General features: G+C 59.7%; 19 protein-coding genes. 8 read left to right on the top strand and 11 right to left on the bottom strand.

Annotated elements, in window-relative coordinates:
• Nucleotides 1-9: 9 nt before the first annotated feature.
• The 8 genes from RUH75_RS04765 to RUH75_RS04730 all read right to left on the bottom strand — a co-directional run bounded on the left by RUH75_RS04765 (nt 10) and on the right by RUH75_RS04730 (nt 11,637).
• The gene (locus tag RUH75_RS04765; RefSeq protein WP_313802684.1) at nt 10-2,304 is read right to left on the bottom strand and encodes a CoA transferase; all 2,295 of its coding nucleotides are present in this window, start codon (nt 2,302-2,304) and stop codon (nt 10-12) included.
• Nucleotides 2,305-2,384: 80 nt separating this feature from the next.
• A complete protein-coding gene (locus tag RUH75_RS04760; RefSeq protein WP_313802682.1) occupies nt 2,385-3,590 on the bottom strand; it encodes a cytochrome P450 in 1,206 nt (401 codons plus the stop codon).
• A 17-nt stretch (nt 3,591-3,607) separates the two neighbouring features.
• On the bottom strand, nt 3,608-5,284 hold the full coding sequence (locus tag RUH75_RS04755; RefSeq protein ID WP_313802717.1) for an AMP-binding protein: 1,677 nt from the start codon (nt 5,282-5,284) through the stop codon (nt 3,608-3,610).
• Nucleotides 5,285-5,333: 49 nt separating this feature from the next.
• Nucleotides 5,334-6,548 carry an acyl-CoA dehydrogenase family protein gene (locus RUH75_RS04750; RefSeq protein WP_313802680.1) on the bottom strand — a complete coding sequence of 405 codons (1,215 nt, stop codon included), beginning with the start codon at nt 6,546-6,548 and terminating at the stop codon, nt 5,334-5,336.
• Nucleotides 6,549-6,612: 64 nt separating this feature from the next.
• Complete coding sequence (locus RUH75_RS04745; protein ID WP_313802678.1) at nt 6,613-7,560, bottom strand: LysR family transcriptional regulator; 948 nt, start codon at nt 7,558-7,560, stop codon at nt 6,613-6,615.
• A 33-nt stretch (nt 7,561-7,593) separates the two neighbouring features.
• Complete coding sequence (locus tag RUH75_RS04740; RefSeq protein ID WP_313802676.1) at nt 7,594-8,544, bottom strand: VOC family protein; 951 nt, start codon at nt 8,542-8,544, stop codon at nt 7,594-7,596.
• A gap of 38 nt (nt 8,545-8,582) precedes the next feature.
• Nucleotides 8,583-9,440, bottom strand: a complete 858-nt coding sequence (locus tag RUH75_RS04735) for a fumarylacetoacetate hydrolase family protein (protein ID WP_313802674.1) — start codon at nt 9,438-9,440, stop codon at nt 8,583-8,585.
• Nucleotides 9,441-9,489: 49 nt separating this feature from the next.
• Nucleotides 9,490-11,637, bottom strand: a complete 2,148-nt coding sequence (locus RUH75_RS04730; protein ID WP_313802672.1) for a TonB-dependent receptor — start codon at nt 11,635-11,637, stop codon at nt 9,490-9,492.
• 131 nt (nt 11,638-11,768) lie between these two features.
• Here RUH75_RS04730 and RUH75_RS04725 point away from each other — a divergent pair, with 131 nt between their 5' ends.
• Nucleotides 11,769-12,536: a GntR family transcriptional regulator gene (locus RUH75_RS04725; RefSeq protein WP_313802670.1), complete on the top strand. Its 768-nt coding sequence runs from the start codon at nt 11,769-11,771 to the stop codon at nt 12,534-12,536.
• A 7-nt stretch (nt 12,537-12,543) separates the two neighbouring features.
• Here the strand turns inward: RUH75_RS04725 and RUH75_RS04720 are convergent, their stop codons facing one another.
• From RUH75_RS04720 to RUH75_RS04710, 3 genes are all read right to left on the bottom strand, one after another.
• The gene (locus tag RUH75_RS04720) at nt 12,544-13,875 is read right to left on the bottom strand and encodes an MFS transporter (protein WP_313802668.1); all 1,332 of its coding nucleotides are present in this window, start codon (nt 13,873-13,875) and stop codon (nt 12,544-12,546) included.
• On the bottom strand, nt 13,842-14,705 hold the full coding sequence (locus RUH75_RS04715) for an alpha/beta hydrolase (protein WP_313802715.1): 864 nt from the start codon (nt 14,703-14,705) through the stop codon (nt 13,842-13,844). Before RUH75_RS04715 ends, RUH75_RS04720 begins: the two co-directional genes overlap by 34 nt.
• 62 nt (nt 14,706-14,767) lie before the next feature.
• On the bottom strand, nt 14,768-16,642 hold the full coding sequence (locus tag RUH75_RS04710) for an NAD(P)/FAD-dependent oxidoreductase (protein WP_313802666.1): 1,875 nt from the start codon (nt 16,640-16,642) through the stop codon (nt 14,768-14,770).
• Between the two features lie 118 nt (nt 16,643-16,760).
• On the opposite strand from RUH75_RS04710, the gene RUH75_RS04705 reads away from it, so the two are divergent.
• From RUH75_RS04705 to RUH75_RS04675, 7 genes are all read left to right on the top strand, one after another.
• Nucleotides 16,761-17,468, top strand: a complete 708-nt coding sequence (locus tag RUH75_RS04705; RefSeq protein WP_313802664.1) for a GntR family transcriptional regulator — start codon at nt 16,761-16,763, stop codon at nt 17,466-17,468.
• 605 nt (nt 17,469-18,073) lie between these two features.
• On the top strand, nt 18,074-20,398 hold the full coding sequence (locus RUH75_RS04700) for a TonB-dependent receptor (protein WP_313802662.1): 2,325 nt from the start codon (nt 18,074-18,076) through the stop codon (nt 20,396-20,398).
• 15 nt (nt 20,399-20,413) lie between these two features.
• The gene (locus RUH75_RS04695; RefSeq protein WP_313802660.1) at nt 20,414-21,145 is read left to right on the top strand and encodes a glucose 1-dehydrogenase; all 732 of its coding nucleotides are present in this window, start codon (nt 20,414-20,416) and stop codon (nt 21,143-21,145) included.
• A 29-nt stretch (nt 21,146-21,174) separates the two neighbouring features.
• Nucleotides 21,175-22,053: an LLM class F420-dependent oxidoreductase gene (locus RUH75_RS04690; protein ID WP_313802658.1), complete on the top strand. Its 879-nt coding sequence runs from the start codon at nt 21,175-21,177 to the stop codon at nt 22,051-22,053.
• Nucleotides 22,054-22,189: 136 nt separating this feature from the next.
• Complete coding sequence (locus tag RUH75_RS04685) at nt 22,190-23,377, top strand: LLM class flavin-dependent oxidoreductase (protein ID WP_313802656.1); 1,188 nt, start codon at nt 22,190-22,192, stop codon at nt 23,375-23,377.
• Nucleotides 23,334-24,071 carry a TetR/AcrR family transcriptional regulator gene (locus tag RUH75_RS04680; protein WP_313802654.1) on the top strand — a complete coding sequence of 246 codons (738 nt, stop codon included), beginning with the start codon at nt 23,334-23,336 and terminating at the stop codon, nt 24,069-24,071. Before RUH75_RS04685 ends, RUH75_RS04680 begins: the two co-directional genes overlap by 44 nt.
• On the top strand, nt 24,028-24,933 hold the full coding sequence (locus tag RUH75_RS04675) for an NmrA family NAD(P)-binding protein (RefSeq protein WP_313802652.1): 906 nt from the start codon (nt 24,028-24,030) through the stop codon (nt 24,931-24,933). Before RUH75_RS04680 ends, RUH75_RS04675 begins: the two co-directional genes overlap by 44 nt.
• Nucleotides 24,934-24,995: the final 62 nt, after the last annotated feature.

The following is a 24,995-nucleotide window of genomic DNA, read 5'->3' as shown; positions in this document are numbered from 1 at the left end:
TCGATCAATTCAAAGCCAAACTAGCGTGCCCGGCACATTGGCATCTGCAACTGCTCGAGCGTGCAGGGCAGCTTCACCCGCGGCCCCCGCCTCGCGTGCCACCTCCGCCGTGTCATGGCCTGGCCGCCCCACCGGGCTCGCCGCCGAGACCGGCGTGTGGGAGAGGCGCGCTGACGGTCCGGTTCCGCGCACTACGCCGATACCCGGGTGGTCCCTCATTACGACCGTCCCCCGCAGGCGGGGAAGATCCGAAGCCAGCAATTCATAGAAGTCGACCAGGCAATGGGCTCCGACACCCGCTGCCTCCAGCAGTGGCACCCACTCGTTCAGCGGACGTGTGGCGAAAAGCGCGGTGAGCCCATCTGCATCCAGTGGTCTAGCACCGAAATGTGCCGTGATGTCCGGGATGGCGGAAAGGCGCTGCTGATCGACATCCCGGGGAGCGGCAAGGTAGAACCAGCCGTCGGCAGCCTCATAGAGGCGGTCGGTCGAGCTCCACCCCTTAGCGTTAGGCCCTGCTGGCTCATCCCAGATCCTGCCGTCATAATCAATCGCGAAGGGCAGTTGATGGTAGGTGCCAGACTGCATCAGCGTCGCCTGGGCATGCTGCCCTTCGCCGGTGCGGTGGCGGTGGAACAGCGCCAAGAGGATCGACATCGCGAAGAGGTGGCCCGTGCCATAGTCGCAGACGATATACCGTTGAAGCTTTGGCGTTCCTGCCCCCCACCGCAGTGCCATGCCTGAGCGCGTCTGGCCCACGCCTTCGACACCATGCTGTCCGCCACGCGGTCCGGCGTCGCCATAGCAGCTCTCGGATGCATAGATGATGGAAGGATTGCGCTCTCTTACCGTCGTTTCAGAGAACCCAAGCCTGTCGATGGCATTGCGAGCGAAGTTTTGCACGAAGACGTCTGCCTTCTCGACATAGGACCAGAGAAGGGTCCTGCCTTCATCCCGCTTGAGGTCGATCAGAGCGGTGCGCTTGCCGCTGTTGACCTGCAGCATGCCGATAACCGGGCGCGCGGGCCCATCGACCTTCAGAACGGTAGCTCCGAATTCGGAGAGGATGCGGGTGGAAGTCGGACCCGCGAGGAAGTGCGATGTATCTACGATGTTGATGCCCTCAAGGGCTTTTCGGAGGCCGGGCTCGGTCGCTGCTGCCACCCGCGGCGGTGCGCGATGCGTCAATCCCGCGCGGATTGCCTCTGCGTCTGCGTTGGGAGGGCGGCGAGGAGAACGGGCGAACGGCGGCGTCTTGTCGAGCATGACGCAATAACCCGCCTGGCGGGTGACGCCATATTCAGGATCGTCGAGGTCGATGGCCATGCCGGCGGCCTCTGCATGCGGATCGTGAAGCCATTCCTTGGTCGTGAGGCACGTGGTGAACGGTATGCCCGCGACTTTGCCCAGCTCCTCCCATTCACCGGAAGAACGAGTAAGAAAGAGAGCGGCCATTCGCTCCACTGCCTCCTCAGCCTTGGCGGGATCCGCTGCCAGGGATTTGGGATCGTCGAAGCCGCCCTCGAACCAGGACGATGACATGAAATGTTCGCTGAAGCGGCGCCATAGCCCCGGGACAGGCAGGCTGAGATAGATCCAGCGCTCGTCCTTGCACAGATAGACATTGTCGACGGCGCCGTGGATCACGGCATTGGCAGTACCTTCAGGCAGAACCTGGGCGAAATGTCCGAAGCCCTCGAAGGCGGCGTCGAACAAGGGAACCTCTATCTGCTGCCCGAGTCCGCTGCGCTCGCGCGCGATCAGGGCCGCAATGATGGAGTTGACCGCGACCATTGCCGCGTAATTGGATGCAAGCGGCAAGGGATTGAAGATGGGATCGGTGGAGTCCGCTCCTGCCGCCTTGTGAAGCTTATTGCCGCCCTTCGTATAAAGCGCGGCAGCGGCGGCGACGACTCCTTCCCAGGCAGGGACATGCGCCCGGGGGTCGTCCCGGCCAAAACCGGGAACAGAACAGTAAATGAGCAAGGGATTGTTATGGGCCATTGCCGCATAACCCAGCTTTAGTTTCTCCATGACGCCGGGACGAAAGCTTTCCAGCACGACATCTGCGGTCGCAATCAGCTCCCGCGCGACGGCAAGGTCATCGGCCTTTTTGAGGTCGAGCACGATGCTTTGCTTGCCGCGCTGCAGGATGGCGTTGGCATGGTGCTGCCAGCGCGGGCCGCCGGGCGGATCGACGCGAATGACCTCGGCGCCGTGATCGGCCAGGATCATGGCTGCTGCCGGTGCGGCCAGATATTGGCCAAAATCGATGACGCGAATGCCTTCAAGTGCGCCGGTCATGTTTCAATTCCTCTCAACGCTGTCCACTCATGGGGGCCGGCTGCGCGACCTTGCCACGGCCGCCGCATTCCTTGCCGAACCTATGGAATGGTGACTCGTAACGACCTTGGACCTGCACTTTCCGACCCTTCGAACTCAAAAGGGTCACCATGAGGCTCGACCAGCAGGAAAGTTTCGGAGCGACGCAGCAATTCCCGCAGAACCACCTCCATCTCCATCCTTGCCGTGGGTGCGCCGACGCAGGCGTGGCGACCCCGGCCGAATGTCATGTGCCGATAGTCCGGCCGATCTAATCGATATTCATGAGGTTCGTCGAAGCGTGCGGGATCAAGGTTGGCAGCCTGCCAAGCCATCATCACGCTCTCACCGTTTCGGATGGCGACGCCATGGACCTCATGGTCGTGCCGCGCGGTGCGGAACAGGCCGAAGAAGGGGGCGTGGAGACGCAGCGATTCTTCAATTGCGTTCGGAATAAGACCTGCATCAGCGCGAAGGGCGGCGAGAATGTGAGGTCGCGTGAGCACGTCCCAGAGCATCCCGCCAATCGCATTCGCCGTCGTCCCATGCCCTGCCGCGAACAACGTCGCCATGGTGTCGTTGAGCTGCTTGCGGCTCAGCGGGCAGCCATCGAACGTGTAGCCCGCGATAAAGGAAATGAAATCGTCTCGTACCGCGCCGTTTCGTCGATCGATTTCCGCCAAGCCGATGTCGCCGAGCTCGGTGAACTTGCGGACATAATCTTCGGAATCGCGCATCCTGGAGATGAAGATCTGCGACAGCTCGACGATGCGCGCCTTCTCTTCGTCCGCCGCGCTAAAGCCGATCACCTCGCAAATGGAGTCGAGCGCTACGGGCACGGCCAGCTCATGCATCAGATCACCGCCGCCGCGATCCGCGATCCCCTCCATGCGGGCGCGGACATTTGCTTCCACCCGGCTCCGGATCCGATCCGGGACGCCTGGGTTGATCCCTTCCACTAACAGCGCGCGCCATTTGCCATGTTCAGGCGGGTCGTAGTGGATGGCAATCGTGCGGGGGTGGCTTTCAGGTGCAACCGCCGGCAGTGGCCGTGCAACAGAGGGCGCGCTACCATAGGTGCGCCAGTCGGTCATTCCCGCCGCAACATCCGCATAATTCCGGAAAATGTGAAATCCACCCAGCTCATGGCTATAGGGCACGGGGCATTCCCCACGCCCGAGATCCATCAGCTGAATCGCTTCGGCTGGCGTGCAGCGGCGGGTGCTGAAGGAGTGGAATGCCTGAGCCACCGGCTGATCGCGCGACAAAGGCCCATCTGTCGGGATCATGCCTCGAGCCTCAATGGCCTCTCGGCGGCGTGTGCTGCCTCCATCTCACGCATCGTCGGCTTGTGCATCTTGCCCGATGCGGTCAAGGGGAAGGTCTCTACGAGCCGCAGGTAGCGCGGTATCTTATAATGGGCCAGGCGGCCGGCGCAAAACGCACGAAGGTCTGCCAGGCTGATGGGACGCGATGCCTTGACCCAGGCACATGCTTCTTCGCCCATGCGATCGTCAGGCACGCCAAAAACGGCCACGTCGATTATGTCATCGTGCGTTCGCAAAAAGTTCTCCACCTCGACGGGGTAGATATTCTCGCCGCCCCGGATGATCATATCCTTTGAGCGGCCGACGATACGGCAGCGTCCTTGTTCATCCATTGTTGCAAGATCGCCAGTGCGGAGCCAGCCTGCTGCATCGACCGTCTCGGCGGTCTTGTCCGGGTCGCCCCAATAGCCTCGCATTACGCCATAGCCGCGTATGTGTAGCTCACCAACGCTGCCAATCGGTACGGGCCGGTCGTTCGGCCCCGCGACCCGTGCCTCCACCCACGGATGCACTGTGCCGATGGTACTGACACGTGTCTCGATATCGCTCTCGACATGGGTCTGAAAGCTGACCGGGCTGGTCTCAGTCATACCGAAGGCAATCGTGACGGAAGCCATGTGCATATCATGCATGACCCGACGCATAACATCCTCCGGACATGGGGCACCGCCCATGATCCCGGTACGCAGTGACGAGAGGTCGGAAGAGGGGAAACTTGGATGCGCGAGTTCAGCAATAAACATGGTCGGGACGCCGTAAAGCGCTGTGCATCGCTCCTCTGTCACGGCCTGTAGAACCTCTGCAGGGTCGAACCCTTCGCCAGGGAAGACCATAGTGGCACCATGTGTAAGGCATCCGAGCAGTCCCACTACGAGACCAAAGCAATGGAACAGGGGCACAGGGATGCAAATGCGATCTCCAGCCTGAGCGCCCATCACTTCCAGGGTGAGCCGGCCGTTGTTCAGCAGCCCAAAATGCGTGAGCGTCGCCCCCTTGGCCGCGCCCGTCGTCCCGCTCGTGAACTGGATGCAGATCGCATCGTCCGGGCTGAGATGCTCGGCGACGCGCTCGAGCTCTACCATCGCGGTGGGAACGCCAGAGGCAACCTCTTCGAATGGAACCATGCCCGATGTCGTCCGACCAAGCCCGATGATATATTTGAGATCTGGGAGCTGCTCGCAGGATACACCCGGTTCCCCCGCGTCAAGTTCCGGCGCGATCTCAAGCAACATCGTGACGTAGTCCGAGGTTTTGAAGCTGTCAGCGAGAACAAGGGCGCTGCATCCCGACAAACGCAACGCGTATAGGAGCTCAAGCGGACGATACGCCGGGTTGAGCGTAACCAGCATGAGCCCAGCCCGAGCACAGGCCAAGAAAGTCAGCACCCACTCCGCGCTATTCGGCCCCCACATCGCAACTCGATCGCCGCGCGAAAGGCCCAGGGACATCAAGCCGGTCGCCAGGCGGTCCACTCGTTCGGAAAGTTCCGACCATGTCCAACGCACGTTCTGATGTCGCATAACCAGCGCTTCGTGATTTGGCCATGTGGCGGACGCAGCACGCAGCGCTTGCCCCACCGTCTGGTAGCGCAACGGGGACGTCGCTGGTCCACAACTGTAGCTCAGTCCCTCCATCTGCAATTTCCTCTCCTCGCTCGCTGTGGCACTCGTTTTCAAGCGAATGTCAGAAAAATCCGGCGTTCCGCCGGCCCAGTCCCTGACCCAACATGACGCTGCCAGCGCTTTCCGCCGCATAGTCGAGATCACCGGTGCTGTGATTGAGGAGGACCGACATGTCGCGCAGGATCCGATCCATTTCAACGCCGACGAAATGCATGCTCCCGCCGGAGCGCCGCGCAAGCTCGCGCACGACCTTGCCCGAGGCATCGATGCTGGCGGCGGACGAAAGGGTGATGTAAGCGCGATCATCCATCGAAAAGCCGCTCGCATGCAGCCCGGCTACGGTGCGGTCCACCAGGTCCTCCGCCAGGAGGCGGGCGACCCTGAGGTCACAAACCGCCAGCGCATAGAGCATGTGGATCGTTGGCGCTTCCACCAGAGCATCGCCGCCCCAATAGCGCTTGCGCTTGCCGACGAGTTCCTTGAAAACTTCCAGGGCGCGTTCGGCAACACCCAAGGCAAAGGCCGGATGGGCCAAAGTGGCGATGCGATACATCGGGCACCGGATAGTGACATTGTACGGGTCCGCCAGAATTCCGGGCGCTGAATCGCCGATGAAGACATCCGCAGTCATTGTGCATTCTTGAGGAACGAAATAGTCCTCGACGGAAACGTCATTACTGCCGGTCGCCTTCATGCCAGCGGTGTGCCACACATCGTGCAGCGTCACGTCCTTCGCGGGCACAAGGCAGAACAGGCGACCACCAGGGCCGCCCTCGATCGGGGCACTCAACATGGCCCAGCTGGCATGGTGAATACCGGATGTGAAGCCCCACCGGCCGGTCAGCCTGTAACCACCATCGACCGGGATCGCTTTCGAGCTGGCATGGGCCTGATTGCTCCCGCACACACCGCTGTAATCCGGGTCGCCGAAGACACGAGCTTGCACTTCCGGCGCGAACTTCCGCACAACGATCGCATTGTGGGCGAGGAACGATCCCACCCAAGCGGTCGAGGCCGCGGCGCGCGCGAGCAGGCGCGACGCTTCGAAATGCTCCTTCAAGCCGAGATCGAGGCCACCATAGGCTGCAGGCAGATGCATCGTGATGAAACCGCAGTTCCGAAGATCCGCGATCGTCTCGGCGGAAAGACGCCGCTGCCCCTCTTCGTCTTGGGCCCGCGCGCGCAGCTGCGGGAGAATCGACTCGATGCGAACCAGCAGATCGCTTGCGCCGGGCGAAACCACGCTCATCGTGGATTTCCATTCGAAGCCCATCATCAAACCTCTCACTTACATGATCTTCTGTGATCGGTTTGAAACTTCGCTGCGATATTCTCCAATACTATATCACAGGCTGCTTGATACCTTTAGAGCATGAAGACATCCATCCCGGCCGCGCGACAAAGTCCTGTGCGATACGGCGCACCGTTTTCAGAAAATGCTGGAGCAGTTGGGAATTGTTATCCTCGAGATAGAGGCAGCTCAGATCGATGACCGGCGGATCGTCGATGTCGAGCGGCCGGTAGGTAACACCGGCCAAGCTCAGCGTGCTGGCTGACTCGGCTACGAGCGCGAGTCCGAGGCCACCAGCGATGAGCGCCAGACAGGACATGGCGTCGCCGACCTCCTGCGCGATATTGGGCTTTAGTCCCGCCGTACGGAAAAGATCGAGCACGACGTCAACAAAGTTCATCCGCTCTCCGCTCGGAAACAGGATTAGCGGCTCGGGCGCCAGTAGCGTGAAAGGTATCGATGCCCGTCGAGCGAGCGGATGATCCTCGCGCAAGGCAATCATGATTGGCTCTTGTCTGACAACCTCGATTGCGATGCCCGGCTCAGGCTGGACGAAACGATTGAACGCTAACGCGATCCGGCGGTTGCGAAGGGAATGAAGTTGCTCCTGCCTCTCCATGGAATGCAGGACGACCTTTACGTCAGGACGCTCAAGCGCGAAGCTCTCAAGAATTGCCGGCACGATACCGAAAACGGTGGACCCGAAAATACTGATGTCAATCCGTCCCGCCATGCCTTGGCCGACCAGGCAAGCGCGGGTTGCCATTTGTTCGACGAGCGAGATGATGTTGCGCGCGTCGTCCACTGCGACACGGCCTGCTTCTGTCAGTTCCACGCCTTTGGGCGTACGGGCGAAAAGAGGCGTGCCGATCTCGCGTTCGATTGCGTGGATTTGGCGCGACAACGGAGGCTGAGAGATATGGAGGCGCTTGGCGGCCCGGCCGACATTCTCTTCTTCGGCCACCGCAACGAGATATCTAAGGTGCCTCAGCTCCATTGTTCCACCTCTCCAGAGGTATCCTGATCGGCATCAGCCGGAAAAAGGAATTCGTTCTATGAAATTGCCGACCGGCATCGGCGGCCCCCATTGCGCCAGCGAATCGTCGGATACCTGATGAAACTCTGGCGTCCGTCCCGAAAGCACCAGATCGCCGTCGGTGAAATGTTCGACAACATTCCCTTCCGGATCGAACCAATAGTCGAACACCTGGCTGCCCAATATGTGGCGGCCGACCCCCCAGAGCGGCGTCCAGCCCCGCGCGTTCAGATATTTGTTGCTTAGGAATTGGGCATCTATGTCCTGTACCTCGAACGAACAATGATGCACCTTCGACACCGGCGCCGGGAAGAGCGCGAGCGTATGATGGTCCGTCCAGCCTTCCGCCGCCGTACAGTGGAAGAAGCCACCGATCTGGTTGTCCTGATCGTTGTCGAACAAGACGTCGGAAGGAGCCATGGCGAAACGGGATGCGAGCCACGCCGCATTCTCACGGTAGTTGGGCGTCAATATCGCGACATGGCCGAGGCGCAGCACCGCGGCTGGTTCGAGGTCCGGGCGCTGCCATGTGCCCTTGCGAGCCTTGCTGCGAGCGTGATTGTAGGTCAGCGGATCCCGCATCCCCATCGGATCGACTGACGCTATGCCGTGAACCAGCTCGAAGGGGAGGCCGTCGGGGCTGGTCAGCCGGACACGATATCCGCCGCCCGGCCGATCGATTGCTTCGATCTGGGAAGCCTCCGGTAAACGAGCGGCCTCCTCCAAGGCGGCGGCGTCGGCTACGCGCAGCGCAATTGCTTGCAGTCCCGGAGCTTCGCCCTCGGTTGCAACGTAGCAATATTGATGACTCGAACAGCCGCGCATCAATAATTCACCGTCAGAACGATCGGAGCGCTTCATGCCAAAATCGGTGAAGAAGGCCTCCGCTCTATCAAGATCGCGGTGCCGGTATGCGATATATTCCAGGTCAACTACGGCGACCATGCCACTCTCCCATGATCCAACACCGGTTACTCGGCGTTTCAGCGCGTTTCGTCGGCTACCGTGTTACGCAACACGCCAATATTCTCGACGCTCACCTCACACACGTCGCCGGCGTTCAGGTAAACGGGCGGCTTCCAGCCGTAGCGCACGCCCGCCGGCGTTCCCGTTACGATCATGTCTCCGGGCCGCAGCGTCATTACCACGCTGGCAAGCGAAACGAGTTTGGCGACAGGGAACATCAGGTCGTCGGTATTGGCGCTCTGCTCGACTTTGCCGTTGACATGCATTTCGATCTTGAGGCCCTTTGCACCGGCGGGCAATTCGTCGGCCGACACGAACTCTGGACCGCACGCGCCGGTGTTGTCGAAATTCTTGCCCATCGTCCATTGAGGAGAAAAGAACTGATAGTCACGCACCGACGCTTCGTTGAACAAAGTGTATCCAGCCACGTGATCTAGGGCGTCTTGCTCCGCGATATGACGGCCCGTTCGTCCGATGACGGCGACCATCTCGGCCTCGAAATCCAGTTCGTTGCTGACAAATGGCTTGATCAGCGGCGCCTCGTGACCAATCAGGGTCGATGAGAAACGCGGGAAGAACACAGGATATTTGGGAACCTCATAAGGGCTTTCACCCACATGCTTCAGATAATTGAGACCAACGCACAGGATCTTTTCCCCGGTGCGGATGGGCGGCAGGTAACGAATTGCGGAGAGGTCGAGCGTCGAAGCGCTCTGGGCTGCCCGCTCGACCCGGTCCTTCCAATCATCGAGCTTGAGCAGGGCGCCCACGTCGGTGGGGAGCGACGGATCGACAGGGGCAAGGTCCAAATACTGGTCACCTCGCGCCAGTGCCAAGCCCGGCGTTTCGTCCTTGAGGTAGCTTATCAAGCGCATGGTCTGTCTTTCTATTCCTATGGTTACACATGGGTTCCTGCGGATGACGTCAGAAGTGCATGCCCACAGTAATGCCGTATGTTCTAGGGGCGGCGGGTGTCCCCGTGTCCCCAACGGTGGCGGCGATCAGCGTGTCATAATATTTTTCGTTGAGGAGATTCTTTCCCCACAATTTGATGTCGAAGGCTTTGCTGCTGTTCGTCCATTTGATGGAGCCATTGACCACATCAAAGGCGCCTTGGCGGGTGTTGCTCAGCACGAAATAGTCGTATCCGGAATTGTGAGAGAAACTGGCGGCAAGGGCAATATCACCGACATTGGTCGGCACAGTATATACTGCGCCGATGCTTGCAGCGAACTTGGGGGTGCGCACCGTCGGTTGACCCGAGGCATCGGCAGCCGTCTGAACGTTGCCACCCGCAGGGCGAGGTGTGTATTGCGGCGCTCCGGGGAAAGAGTCGTACTTGCCGTCCAGGAAGGTCATGCCGCCTTGAATCGAGAGATTGCGCGACGGCGCTGCCTCAAACTCGATTTCAACGCCTTTGATTGTCGCCTTCGCCGCATTGATGATCTGCAGAACGCCGCCGGCGAAGTTGTCGAGCTGGATGTCTTTGTATTTGTAAATGAAAGCTGAGCCGTTGAGGCGCAGATGGCGGTCGAACAATTGTGTTTTCAGGCCCACCTCATAGGCGTCGAGCACTTCGGGGAGCACCGCCGCCTGGGCGGGCGCGACGGTGTTGTAGAGACCGCTCTTGAATCCGCGGCTGACCGAGCCGTAAGCCATCACCGCATCATCGAAGTGGTGATCGAGCGCGAAGCGCCAGGTCAACTTGCTGTCCCGGCGTGAGTTGCGGATTTCAGGCGTTGGACCTGCAGGCGTGATGCTGTTGCCCACCACACTGCGCTTGTCGCTGGTATAGCGCAGGCCGACCGTGACCTGAGTGCGATCGAAGATCTTGTAGGTGGCCTGACCGAAGCCCGCGATCGATTTCGTATGCTGCTCGCCCACTCGGTCCAGAAAAGCCAGCGGCGCGACCGCCGCCCCGGTGAGCCGCGACCGGAGCGTAGCATCCGTGGAGTCGAGATAATAAAGGCCGGTTATCCATTGAAAGGGGCCGCTGCCGCTCGATAGCAGCTGCAATTCCTGCGAATAGGCCTCCGCCTTTGAGACACGGTCGGTATTGAGCAACGGGACCGGCGTCGCGTCAAAGTCGAGAGTGGCCTCACCGCGGGTACGCTGATAGGCCGAAATGCTGACCAGGCTTACCCCGCCGAAGTCATGATCGAGCTTCGCCGAAACTCCATAGTTTTCGTTCCTCGCGCGTTCCGGGCCTTCGCCGCGCGGCGAGAAGAAACCGACGCTTCCCTTACCGTCTGCGCCCTTCGAACCGTTGGCGAGGACAAGGCCGACGTGCCGGCCGGATACAACGGAATAGTTGCCCGTCACGCGAAGGTTGGTGTCATCGCCCAGATGCACCAGGAGCTTGCTGCGAGCCGCAAACTCTTCCGGTTTATAGAGCTCTTTGCCGGTCGTGATATTTCGTCCAAAGCCGTCGCCCTGCCGGCTCCCCGCCACCGCAAGATCGATCGCGGCATTGTCGGAGAGTCCCGTGGCCGCATAGAGCGAGCCGGCGAACCGGTCATAGTTGCCGTAACCCAGTTCGACATTTGCCATGGGCGTGAAGGAAGGGTCGCGCGTCACGATTTGAATGACACCGCCCGACGCATTACGGCCGAACAACGTTCCCTGCGGCCCCTTGAGCACCTCGATGCGCTCGATGTTGTTGAAGGCGAAGATGGTGGACGCAAGCGAGGTCTGGTAGACACCGTCGACGTACATGGCGACGGGCGACTCATTGCCAACATTCACAGAATTCGTGCCCACACCACGGATGTAGGGCGTTGCGCCACCATTTTGGACGCGGAAGTCAAGGCTCGGAACCACGGCTTGGATCGAGCCGGGATCAGTCACGCCGAGGGCGTCGGCGGTTTCTGCTCCGATGGCCTGAACGGCAATGGGCACGTCCTGCAGACGCTCCTCGCGGCGCTGAGCCGTCACCACGATGTCCCCGATCCCATCCTGCGACGCTTGGGCGTCTGTATCCACGGATTGGGCATGAGCAGCCTCCAATCCCATCAGTGCAGTGGCGACCACGACAGCAACACGGGACACGCTGATAACGACACGGCTTTTCATGATTCCCCTCCTCAGTTTGGATGATGATGTCGACTATCGAAAATATATTTGCAAGTCTTTTTTCGGATATGTGAGCCGCTGTGCCGCTGTGCCGCTGTTGCGTCGCTGGGTCCGCGAGCTATGAAGGCAGGATGAGCTCTAACGCGAACCCCATTGCCACGATCACCGAGGCCGTTGTGACAACGCTGCGCGAGGATCTTCTCATGTGCCGTCTAACTCCGGGTCAGCGGTTGAGCATCAAGGATTTGGCTGCAGGCTATGAAGCCAGTCCAGGCGCCGTGCGCGAGGCGCTGTCCCGACTCGCGGCGGAAGGCTTGGTGGTGGCGGAGGCTCAACGTGGCTTCACGGTTGCAAGAGTGTCGGCCGACGACCTTGTGCAACTCACCGATGCCCGCATCCTTATCGAAACGACCTGCCTGCGGGAAGCGATCGCCCATGCCGACTTGCAGTGGGAGAGTGGGATCATAGAGCTGCTGCATCGACTGTCGAAGGTCGAACCGGGGGATGGCGATGTGCCAGTGACGCAAAATTGGTTGGCATTGCACGCCGAATTCCATCGGCAGCTTACGGCGACGTGCCCCAACCCATATTTTCGCCAGACAGCCGTCCATCTCGCTGCCCTCGCGCAGCGATACCATTTGCTTTCGACCCGCATCGCGGAGCCGGCTCGCCGGCCTTTCGAGGAGCATCGCCAGATCGCGGACGCAGCCATTGCGCGCGATGCCGATCTGGCTGCGGCACTACTGGCGCGTCACCTGCGACAAACCATGGACACGGTCCTGGCATCGTTAGATGCCAACCTCTCATCTGCAGCCCAGAGGACACCCGTAGCTGATGCTTCGACCGGTCACGTTCTTCCGGCGAAGCTTATTCCGGCTTCGAAGTCGAGGGCCGATTGAACGCCTATCACGCACCGGCAGTTCGGGTCTCTCCGCCATATCCCCGCATGAGCGTACGCTGAAGACCAAAGTAGCTCATCGAAACAACCAACAGCACCGGACACATTGCGGTTAAAGCCCAATGCAAGGACCTGCCGGGTGCAATGGGTGCGAAGGCGTCGCTCAGGAGCCCCACGACCAGCGGTCCCGCGCCATTGCCGATGATGCCCGTCACCAGCATGAAAATGGCGGAGACGACGCTGCGTTGGCGCGGGTCTGCCGCATTCTGCACCGTCGCTAGCGCGGGCGGCAACCAGGTCATCATCAGCGCGAGGGGGACGGCCAGTAGGGCAAGACAGACCCTCCAATCATTGGCCCATATAGCCATCAAGACGAGCGGCGCTGCTGCGAGATAGGCAAGTGCGGGGATCATCGCGCTGGCGCGCGGATCGCGGCGCTGCCAACGGTCGACGAGCAAGCCTCCGGCGATCATCCCCACAACCATCGCCGAGCCTGATAGCACGCTGTAAGAGCGGGCGATGTCGGCGAGGCTCATTCCCTTTTCGCGCATAAGAAAGGCGGGTATCCAGACCATCAGAGCATAGCTCGACAAGGCAGCCATAGAGCCTGCGAATGTCGTCTGCCAAAGGACTGGGTTTTTGCAGAAACCGCGCAACGTCTCTCGCAGCGGAAGCGGGGGAGGGGCCTTGTGGGCCGCGCTGCCCTTCAGCTCGGGCGCGTTATGAGCAGTGCGGACCAGCAATAGCAGCAGTAGCGACAGCACGATGCCTGGCACACTGATCCATAAGAAGGCGCTCCGCCATCCATAGAGAGACCCGATCCAGCCCCCATAGGCTGTACCCGCGGCGATACCGACCGGGAGCCCTATGGAATAAAGCGCCAACGCCATTCCTCGGCGCTCCGGCGGAAAATTCTCCGATATGAGAGAATGAGCAGACGGTGACGCTCCGGCCTCGCCGGTCGCCACGCCCACCCGCCAAAGCGCAAGTTGCAGATAGTTGCCAGCGATGCCGCATCCGGCGGTGCTGAGGCTCCACACCAAGCATGAAAACGCGATCGTGGCGATGCGGTTGGTACGGTCTGCCAACCAGGCGATCGGGATTGCGAAGACGGTATAGAACAGCGCGAAGGCAAGGCCGGAGAGCATACCCAATTGGCTGTCGCTGAGGCCGAGGTCCTTGCGGATGGGCTCAGCGAGGACTGCTACCAACTGGCGATCCGCACCGCTGAGCGCATAGGCGCAAAACAAGAGCCCCAGCATCACCCATCGGCTGCCGAAGCGCGTACCGGGGCTGGTTCCTGAGATCATGGTTGCGCCCGAGACGGCAAAATAGCGCATCCCCCGAGGAATTGGAGCATGGCCGCATCGACTGACTCATCGAAACTGCCGGTGGCCAAATCGACGCTGTAGTGATTATGATCAGTCAGGAGTGCAAAGCGGTGAGGCTTTCGGCCCTCGATCAGCGCCTCTAATCCCAAGCGCGCTTGTTCGCGGATCTCTGGGGGATCAAATTGCCCCAGCGTGAGCAACAGCGGAATATCGGCTTGCGCTAGAACCCTCCTGTCGAGCCGCGCGGGCCAAAGGTGCTCATCGGCCCCATAATAGAGCTTCAACGCATCTTTGAGCGGCCCGTCGGACAGAGAAGGCAGATCATAGATGGCTGATCGCAAAATTGCGGCCTTAATCGAAGCAGGCATTCCTCCTGCGGCGCCAAGAACTCCGAGCGCAGCCATCGCGCCCGCTGAACTGCCAACCAGCACGATCTTCGATCCGTCGCCGCCAAAGCGGCCGATTTCCCGCTCGATCCATGCGATTGCAGCTTCAACATCGACGCTCGCCGCCGGCCAAGGGTCCGCTGGCGCGAGACGATAGGTCATCGTGATGCCCACCATGTTCGAAGCCGCGGCGAATTGTCCGATGTTGTCGAAGAATGGCGTATCGGGGATGGTCGTGTCCCCCTGCACGAAACCGCCTCCGTGAACAAACAGGAATACTGGCACAGGCGACGAAGAAGGGTCGCTTGGTGGAAAGATCGAAAGTCGGTGTCGCTCATGTGGCCCATATCGCAAGTCGCGATGAGCCTTGACCGCCACAGGGTCTAGCGAGCGTGCGGGCGCGAATAGACGAAGCGTCTCCTCGTAGACGTCCCGTCCCAAGCGAGCCCCCATCCTCTGGATGCCCGTGTGCAAAACCTCTGCCGAGGGCGTGAGATTGTTCACCATCTGCGCTCTCAACGAAAGGTCAAGTGATCGAAGTTGGGTTCGGCGAGCATTGCGTACCATTCCTCTGCGAGCCAGGGAACGTTGACACTCGCACGACCGAACTTGTTTACATAGTAGCTGCCCTTCGACTCGGGGCCGCGAAGGTTGATCTTGGCCGCTTCGTCGAGCGATTCGTTGTAACGCTCGAAGGCATCTTGCCTGACTTCCACGCAGCTCAAGCCTCGCTCAATCACCTCCACAGCGAGATTCACCGCATAGCGAGCCCAGGCTTCCGCCCACGAATAATGACCGCCAGCCCGCGGCTGTGCATTGGGTCCGTAGAACATGAAGAAGTTCGGGAATTCCGGCATCAGGATCGACAGATAAGCGCGTGCGCCGTCTTTCGCCCAAACGTCGCTTGGTGTCGCGCCTCCTCGCCCGGCATATTGGATTGCCCCCATATAGTCCTGGACCTCGAAACCGGCAGCGAGAACAACGAGATCGAACTCCCGTTCGATACCATCGCCGGAAACGATGCCCCGTTCGGTGAAACGATCGATCCCGGTGGCCACGAGTTCGACATTCTCTCGCTCCAGCGCATCATACCAGCCGTTGTCGACCAACATCCGGCGCGCCAGAGGCGGGAAGGGCGGTGTAAGCAGCCGCACCTTCTCCTCGTCGCCACCCACCTTTTCACGAATGTAATTGAGCAGCACCTCACGCAGGCGGTCATTGGCCTCGCTCACCATGCCGCCTTTCGCACGCCATTCAGGATCGTAGACCGTTAGATGCTGAAGCTGGTAGGTGCGCACGAATGCCGAGTAGCAATACCAGTTCCAGTAGAATGGGATGCGCTCGGCGAGCTCATGATCCTCGAACGAAAGCTTCTCCTTGTATCCTTCGAAGGGAATGATCCACTGTGGCGTTCGCTGATAAACCGCCAAGTGCGAAGCCGCCTCGGCAATGCGCGGCATCAATTGCGACCCGGTGGCTCCATTCCCGATGATCGCGACCCGCTTGCCGGCAAAATCGCAAGAGGTATCCCACCGCGCGGTATGGAAGATGTCTCCCCGATAGTCGGCGATACCGGGGATATCAGGCAGCTTCGGGGTGGAAAACTGGCCGGTCGCATTGAAGATGAAGTTGGAAACGTGCGTGGAGCGTTGTCCGTCTCCCCCCTCCACTTCCACCGTCCAGGTCGCGGTGGCCTCGTCCCAACGAGCACCCGTGACTGTCGCGTTGAACCGGCTGTGCGACGGAATATCGTACTCTTCCGCAACTTGCTCGAGATAGCGCAGCGTCTCACCCGCTGAGGCAAAATGCTCGGACCACGGATATTTTTTCACGAATTTGAACTGATACAAATGGCTGGTAATATCTACGCGGCAGTCCGGATATTTGTTGACGAGCCATGTACCTCCGAGAGCCGGCTCGCGCTCGATAAGCGTGTACGGAATGCCCAGGTGACGGAGCAGGACGGCGACGGCCATTCCGCTAATCCCACCCCCGACGATGGTGGCATGCAGGCCCGAAAGCGTAGCTTCTGCCGGCTTATTGCGCCATTCCACCCCGCGCGGATGCGGATCGAACGCCAACTCCTCATAGCCGAACCGCAGCTCATTCGCGGTAAGCGCCCGTCCGCTGAACATCTGCATCAATCGCTCTGCTTCTTGGCGATCAGGCTGCGGAGGTTGGTCGTTGCGGGGCTGCTCCAGATAAGCAAGCGCACGTCGCTTCACCTCGTCATGATGCTCGGGAGCAAGAACCGAGAGAGTGAAGACTCCACCCCACACGGGTAAACCCTCCGTTCTCATGGCTGCCAGATCCTCGTCCCCCGTCAACTGGTACAGCGCAAGGCGGAGGGCATTTAGATCCGCCCGGTCGACGGCGTCTGCGAGACTCATGGGTCACTCTCCTCGAAATTTGCCTCCGCCTAACATCCCCGCCGCCTCGGTTCAAATATATTTTCGAAGATTCCGAGGATGATCGACTTGGGCCGAAGTTGCTGCTAAGAGAAGGGCGATGATGGACATGCCATTGGAAAAGGGCCCTCTGCGCCGCACGGTTCGCACGATCATGGCGGATGCGTACACAGACTTGCGCACCGATATCTTGAATTGCGTTCTTGAACCGGGGACTCGCATCCGCTTCGAGGACCTCAAGGCGCTTTACGGTATCGGCCTCAGTCCGCTGAGGGAGGCTCTGATGCGGCTCGCCGCCGAGGGCCTCGTCATACTCGAGCAGCACAAGGGGTTCCGAGTAGCCCCAGCATCCCGCGATGACCTGCTCGATATCATTCGCATGCGCTGCGAACTCGATTGCATCGGCGTGGAGCAGTCCATCGCCAATGCCGATGATGCATGGGAGGCCCGCATTCTCGGCGCGCTTCACCAGTTGCGCAAAATGCCCAAACCGCTCGGCGATGACGGTGATGACCGGCTATGGAATGAGTGGGAGATACGGCATCGCAACTTCCATTCGGCATTGCTTGACCGGTGCGAGTCGGTCTGGCTGCTTCGTTTCCGTGATACGCTCTATGATCAACTGTCCCGCTATAAGACCCTGTCGAACCATTATCTCGGAGCGCAGCGAAACGACCTTCCGGAGCATGAGGCGCTGGCTGAGGCTGCGCTTGCTCGCGACATAGATGCGATCAAACGGCTATTGCGCGCCCACATCGGGCTGACCGCAGAGGCGTTGATGGCAACCCCGAACCCGAAAATACCCTGACCGACGAGCATCGGTCGCAGAGTATGCCGCGCCTGATAGCGCTTATCCGACCGTGAAAGTCCACGCCGTTGTAAGCGCGGTAAGATATGGCGGGATAAGGGAGAGTTGTCGCACATCAGCAATCGCGATGGGTCGGTCAGGATATCTGACTTGGAAGGAGCCTTTCAGAACTCTGGCTTCGTTGCACAGCCTCACCTTGGGCCAATCCGCCGCTTCCTCACTCGCGGTGCGGCGTCTGAGGAATTAGCGCCGAGCCACACCGCCATTCCGAAGCCGTGCGCCCGAGATAGCGACACCGCTCGCGGACTTACCCTGCGAACCCGGTAGCGCCGCGAACATTGCTCGCGCGCCGTCCCATACCGTCTCGCCAAAGAGGTCGTACCGTCGCCGCAAGGAAGGCGCTCATCGTCTCCCAAAGGTATCAGGCATGAGCCACGATAGTATTGGATGGGCATGGTACTACCTCATACCATCGCCCGCATGAAGTGAAGCTCTGGAGAGTGGAGCTCGGCTGCACCGAAATGCGGCAGGCACCGACTCCAGCGCTTCCGGTGTGCAGAACACCCAAAGATACAACGCTAGAATATAACCAGGAGGAGTGGATCATGAAGGCTAAGGCGCGCATCGTCTTGACGTTGGGGGCTTCGTGTTGGGCTTTGGCTGCTGCAAGCGGAGCTGCGGCGCAAGCGGAAGGGTCGGAGACGCCTCAGGCAGACACGGCTGCCGTAGGGGAGATCATCGTAACTGCGCAGAGGCGCAGCGAGTCGATCAATCGCGTCGGCATGTCGATTTCGGCCCTGACCGGAAATGCTCTGCTCGAGAAACAGATCTCGTCGCCATCCGATCTGGCGCGTATTGTACCGGGTTTCACCGCCCAGCCGACTCCCTACAACACACCAGTCTACACTCTGCGGGGCGTAGGCTTTTACGACTCCAGCCTTGCGGCAAGTCCCAGCGTAAGTGTTTACGTCGACGAGGTCCCGCTACCTTATTCGGCAATGACCAAGGGGGCTTCGTTCGACCTTGAACGCGTCGAGGTACTCAAGGGTCCGCAGGGCACGTTATACGGCCAGAACGCAACCGGCGGGGCGATCAACTATATTGCGGCAAAGCCGACTTCGACGCCCACGGCCGGCTTTGACGTCAGCTTTGGGCGCTTCGCAACGTTGGAGACGGGCGGCTTCGTGAGCGGTCCCATCAGCAGCACGCTGAATGCGCGCGTTGCGGTTCGCACCGTCCAGGCGGGTGACTGGCAGAAGAGTTACACTCGTGACGCCGAGCTCGGCGACAAAGACCAGCTTCAGGGCCGGCTTTTGCTCGACTGGAAGCCGGCAGAACGCTTCTCGCTGCTGTTAAACCTGAATGGCTGGCGCGACCGCGGCGATACACAGGCTGCGCAACTGGCCTATATTGACCTTCAGGCACCTGCTGGACCGCCTTTGTCAAATTATCCCTTGGCTCCGAACAATGCACGCGCAGCCGACTGGAACCCCACTTCCTTACGTCGCCATGAAGATTTCTGGCAGGTTTCGGCCCACGCTCAATATGAGCTCTCCAGTGACCTCGTCCTGCACTCGCTGACGTCCTACGCCAAACTGGATACCCGCGCCCAGCAGGATACTGATGGGCTTGCCGTATCAAACTTCGATGCCTCGATACTCCCCAGCTACATCAAATCCTTGTCGCAGGAATTGCGGCTAAGCTTCCAGGGCCAGAGCGTAAACGGCACTATCGGAGCCAATTATGGCCATGACAACGCACTCGATGTTCAGGGTGTCACTTTCCCGGTTGCCTCCAACAATCGTCCGATCCCAGGGGTCGTAGAATACAACTATGCGAGCAACTTTGGCAGGCAGAAGGTGGATACCTATGCGGTGTTCGCAAGCGGGGAAGTAGAAATCGCGTCCGGCCTCAAGCTGCTGGGCGGCATGCGCTACACGCGGGTAAAGCGACACTTCGAGGGGTGCCAAACCAATGGCGGTAACGCGCAGACCGCCCAGTCTCTGACTAACCTGGCGAACATTTTTCGTGGTGCGGTCGGCCTGCCAGCCATTCCTTTGGAGGGCCTCAATGACTGTTCGACGCTCAATGACGCCACTCTCGTCCCCGAGCTCATTCGGGATACGCTAGACGAAGATAATCTGTCCTGGCGTGCGGGTGTGAATTGGGAAGTAGCGCCTGGTAAGCTGGTCTATGCCAACGTCAGCCGAGGTTTCAAAGGCGGTGGCTATCCTACTGTCGGCTCGACGCTGAGCACGCAGTACCAGCCGGTCGTTCAGGAGGAGCTGATCGCCTATGAGGCGGGTTTCAAACTGTCGCTGCTAGACCGGCGGATGCAGCTTAACGGTGCGGCCTTCTACTACGATTATCGTGACAAGCAGATCCGTGCGAAGATCCAGGTACCGATCTTCAATTTGGTGGAGGGGATCGTCAATGTCCCCAAGTCGCGCATCTATGGATTCGAAGGCCAAGTCGTTCTGGCACCGGTTCGCGGACTTAATTTGTCCGGTGCCGTCTCCTATCTCAACACGAAGATCGAACGGTTTACCGGCTTCGACCTCAGCGGAGAAAACCGCGATTTCGCCGGATCGCGCCTCCCATTCACGCCGAAGTGGAGCGCCAATGCCGATGCGGAGTATCAATGGGGCGTCAACGCCGGGCTGAATGCCTTTGTTGGTGGAACACTCGCTTACAGCAGCAGCACGAACGCCTCAATCGGCTATCCCGACCGATATCATCTTCCATCCTATACAACCGTCGATCTTCGTGCCGGCGTGAAAGCGGCGGACGATGCCTGGCGCTTCACGGTCTGGGGCCGAAACATCACAAATGAATATTACTGGACCAACGTCGCAAAATTGAATGACACCATCGTCAAATATGCTGCGATGCCTGTCACCTACGGCGCTTCATTCACCCATCGCTTTTAAGGACGGGATCTTGTCATGGAAAGGCTGAAGGGAAAAACTGCGCTCATCACTGGCGGCGCACGCGGCATGGGTGCATCACACGCACGGGCCTTCGTGCGGGAAGGGGCAGCGGTCATCATCACCGACCTTCTGGAGGAAGAAGGCACGGCGCTTGTATCAGAGCTTGGCGACGCGGCGTCCTTCATTCGTCACGATGTGACTCGATCGACGGACTGGAAAGCTGTCGAAGCGCAGGTGAAAGACCGGTTCGGCACGCTCGACATACTGGTGAACAATGCGGCTATCGGCCATCTAATCCGCTTTGACGAGCTTACAGAGGACGAATTTAGGCGTTTCTTCGAGATCAACCAGTTGAGTGTCTTTCACGGCACCAAGGCCGCAGTTGCGCTCATGGACCCAACGCTAGGCGGTTCGATCGTCAATATATCTTCGGTGGCGGGAATCACTGCCGCGCCCGACGGCTTTGCTTATATTGCCTCGAAATTTGCCGTCCGAGGCATGACGAAATCCGCCGCACTCGACCTGGCGAAGCGGAAAATCCGCGTCAACTCGGTTCACCCCGGGATGATCCGGACACCAATGCTCGCCGGCACGGATATGGCAGATGATCTCATGCACATGATCCCACTTGGCCGCCTTGGTGACCCCGCGGACATCACGAATATCGTGATTTACCTCGGCTCCGACGAGTCGAGCTACTGCACGGGAGCGGAATTCGTCGTCGATGGCGGCTGGACGGCACAGTAGGTGAGCGTAGGCGCGAGCGGAGAGGTCTCATGAAAATCGGCATTCTTACGATGAACACCGACGATGGCGTCGATCCAGTTCTCCTCGCGCGAGAGGCCGAGGCCCGGGGCATCGAGTCCATCTGGCTCCCCGATCACACCCACGTCCCTGTAGCCCGTAAAGCGCCCTACGGGGGACCGAAGGAGAATTTCGAAGACTCTCCCGGAGACATGCCTCGCGACTATTACCGCAACTACGATCAACTCGTGACCCTGGGCGCGATAGCTTCGGCTACCAATCGTATCCGGCTCGGAACGGGCATAAATCTGGTTGTTCAGCGCGATCCGATCATCCTTGCCAAGCAACTCGCCACTATCGACCGTTTGTCGGGTGGACGACTGATTTTCGGGATCGGCGGCGGCGCCCCTTGGAACGAGGAAGAGTTGCGCAACCACGGAACGGAACCGGCGACACGCTTCACCCTTATGCGAGAGCGGGTGGAGGCGATCAAAGCGATTTGGACGCAAGAGGAGGCTGAATATCACGGCAAACTCGTCGAATTCGATCCGATCTTCTCCTGGCCAAAGCCGCTGCAGCAGCCCCATCCTCCCATTCTCATCGGTGGCTGGGTGAAGGCGTCCGTCGACCGGGTGATTGCCTATGGCGACGGATGGATGCCAGGCCACGCGGACGATCTGTCCGGTCATCGCGAAATGATAGGTCGGCTGAACGAGGCCGCTGCCGAGCGCGGTCAACCCTTTACAGTCACGATCTTTCTTGCGCAGCTCGATTATATCGAACGATATCGCGAGTTGGGTGTAGAGCGCTGTGTCTTCAAGTTGCCTACCCAACCGCATAGCTCGGTTTGGTCCACGCTGGACGAGATCGCTCGAGCAGCGGAGGCGAATTGCGGCAACGTGCTCTCCTGAGCTGATGTAAGTAGGAGACGTTAAAAGTGGGCACAGATGTGGGTCAGGTGCTGATCGGCCAATCTTGGTACGGTACGGTACAGTACCGCGCCCTCACAACGGCGCCCACCGCGTCGCATTTTGGAAAGGATGATACATGTCTAATAAGGTTCTGAAGTTTGGCGCTTTCATTTCGCCAGTCCATTCACCCCACGAGGATCCCAACCAAGCGCTCCATCGGGATGTCGAGCTAGTCCAGTGGATGGAGCAGATCGGTTTCGACGAAGCCTGGATGGGTGAGCATCATTCTACTGGCTGGGAATATGTCGCGTCTCCTGAAGTGTTCCTCGCATATGCGGCAGCCAAAACCAGTCGCATCCGCCTGGGAACGGGCGTGGTATCTCTCCCCTACCACCACCCCTTCAATGTCGCCGAGCGGATGGTGCTCCTGGATCATCTCGCGCGCGGGCGGGTGATGCTGGGAATGGGTCCGGGAGCACTGCCTTATGATGCTTACATGTATGGCCTCGAATCAACCGACCTGCGGCCTATGATGGAGCGGAGCCTTGCCGCGATCATGCCACTCCTGCGGGGCGAGACGGTGACGATGAAGACGCCGCACTGGGAACTCCGTGAGGCGAGGCTTCAACTTCTCCCCTATACCCAGCCGTGCTTCGAGGTTGCTGTAACATCGATGATCTCGCCTTCCGGGGCAAAGCTTGCGGGGCGACACGGGGCGTCGATGTTGTCGCTCAACGTGGGCCATTCTGCCGCCCAAAACGCACTCAAAGCCAATTGGGATATCGCGCAGGAGGAAGCCGGCAAGCATGGACAGGTTTGCCGTCGAACCGATTGGCGGCTCGTGTCGCCCATGCACGTCGCCGAGACGCGGGACCAAGCACGAAAGGAAGTTCGCGAGGGCCTTGCCCGATGGGTCTACTATAACATGAAGATCAACGCTCTCGACGTCGTCCCTGAGAGCGCGAAGAACGTCGACGATTACATCGACGCGCTCACAGACAGCGGTTTTGCGGTGATTGGTACGCCCGATGATGCGATAGCACAGATTGAAAGACTGTGGGATGCATCCGGAGGCTTCGGTACATTCCTCCTTTGGGCGAATGACTGGGCCGATCGCGAAGCGACGCGGCGCTCCTATCATCTGATCGCAACCGAGGTCGCCAACCGTTATCGCGGATATATGCCTGCCTTGCATCAGGCAGAAAAGGACGCGCTCATATTGTTCGACCGTCTAGGCGATCAGACAAAAGCCGCCATCGGCAAGGCAACGGAGGATTTCTATGCTCAACGAGAGAAGGAGCAGGTGGCCAAAGGCGCTGCATGACCATGATCAGGCAATCGGCTCGTCAACGAGGTCTAAGCCGAGAATGAGAGCGGCAGTGTCCACTCCGGCGGGTGAAGCTCGTCGGCGCGCGCTTCTCAAAAAGGCGGAGGAGATGTTCCTCATGCACGGGTTCGACTCTGTCTCGATCGACGCTCTTATCGGCGAAGTGGGCGGCTCTCGCAGGAATGTGTACGATACGTTCGGTGGCAAGGAGGGACTGTTCGAAGGAGTAGTCAGCAATCTCTGCGAGGAATATGTTCGTCCCATCGCCGAACTCGAAATAGCCGCTTCACCGGCCCGGGAAGCCCTGATTGACTTTGCCGACCGGCTTCTTACCTGCGTCCTTGAGCCGCGAGCGCTGGCATTACAACGGCTGATGATTGCTGAGGCTCATCGAATGCCGCGCGTGTCACATGCAATCTTCTCGTCGGGACATCAACGTGTCTCGACCATTCTGGCGGCGTGGATCGTTGAACGGCAATCGGACGGGATATTGAGGGCCGATCTTCCGCCCGAGGAGCTTGCCGATTCATTCATCAACATTGTGATTACCGGGGCCCACTTGAAGGCCCTCATAGGCCTTACGAGCCGGTCGTCCGAGCCGGAAGACATCCGCGGAATAGCAACCCGCGGAACATGCTTGTTTATCGATGGCGCACAATCTGGCGCTGGAAAGGCTTCTCGTGAACCATAAGCCGGTTCTTCTCATCGGTGCATCAGGTGCTGTGGGCGGGGCAACTCTTCCTCACCTGATTAAAGCTGGCGTAAGGGTGCGAGCGCTTACATCGAGCGAGGGATCGGCTGCTCGGCTGAACGCGCTGGGCGTGACTGACATTGTGATCGGGGACATGCGTGTGCCAGACGATCTGCATGCGGCCATGGACGGTGCCGGCGCAGTCCATTTCACGCCCCCTCGTTTCACTGAGGATGAGGCCGAGATCGGCAAACTTGTCATCGCCGTGGCCAAGGACTGCGGCACCGAGCGCTTTGTGCTTACTTCCGTCCTGCAGCCGCAACTGAGCGATTTGCCCCATCATCGCAATAAATTGGAAACGCAGGAAGCGCTGCTCAATTCCGGACTTGAGTTCGTGATCTTGCAACCCGCGATGTTCATGCAAAATCTTAGCATAGAATGGCCGCGGATCTCCAAGGACGGAGTCTATGCTCGGCCCTACTCCCCAGATAGGACGATGGCACTTATAGATACGAACGACCTTGGAGAAGTGGCGGCTATTTCGCTTATACAACCTCAGCTGGCCTGGGGCACTTTTGAGCTATGTGCTCCGGACCGCCTGACGCACCGGGAAATGGCCGAGATTATCGGCGAGGAACTAGGTCGCCCTGTCGCAGCCATGAAGCGCGATCCCTCGGATTGGCAAGGCTGGGCAATCAAGAACGGCTGGAAGCCATGGGCTGTGCACGCGTATTTGGCCATGTGCGCCCATTATGACGCACATGGCTACGTCGGCGGCAATGCCACAACCTTACGGGCGATCTTGGGGCGCGAGCCGACAAGCTATCGTGCCTTTGTGCAACGGCTCCTTCAATCTGTCTAAGGCGGCGTGGAGACGGTTGAGAGTAGATCTTGTCGTTTGAGCATCACCAGCTTCGGTACGCG

Origin of the sequence: Sphingobium sp. (assembly GCF_032153725.1) — a bacterium.
Lineage (GTDB): Bacteria > Pseudomonadota > Alphaproteobacteria > Sphingomonadales > Sphingomonadaceae > Sphingobium.
This window is presented reverse-complemented; position numbering and strand designations above follow the sequence as displayed.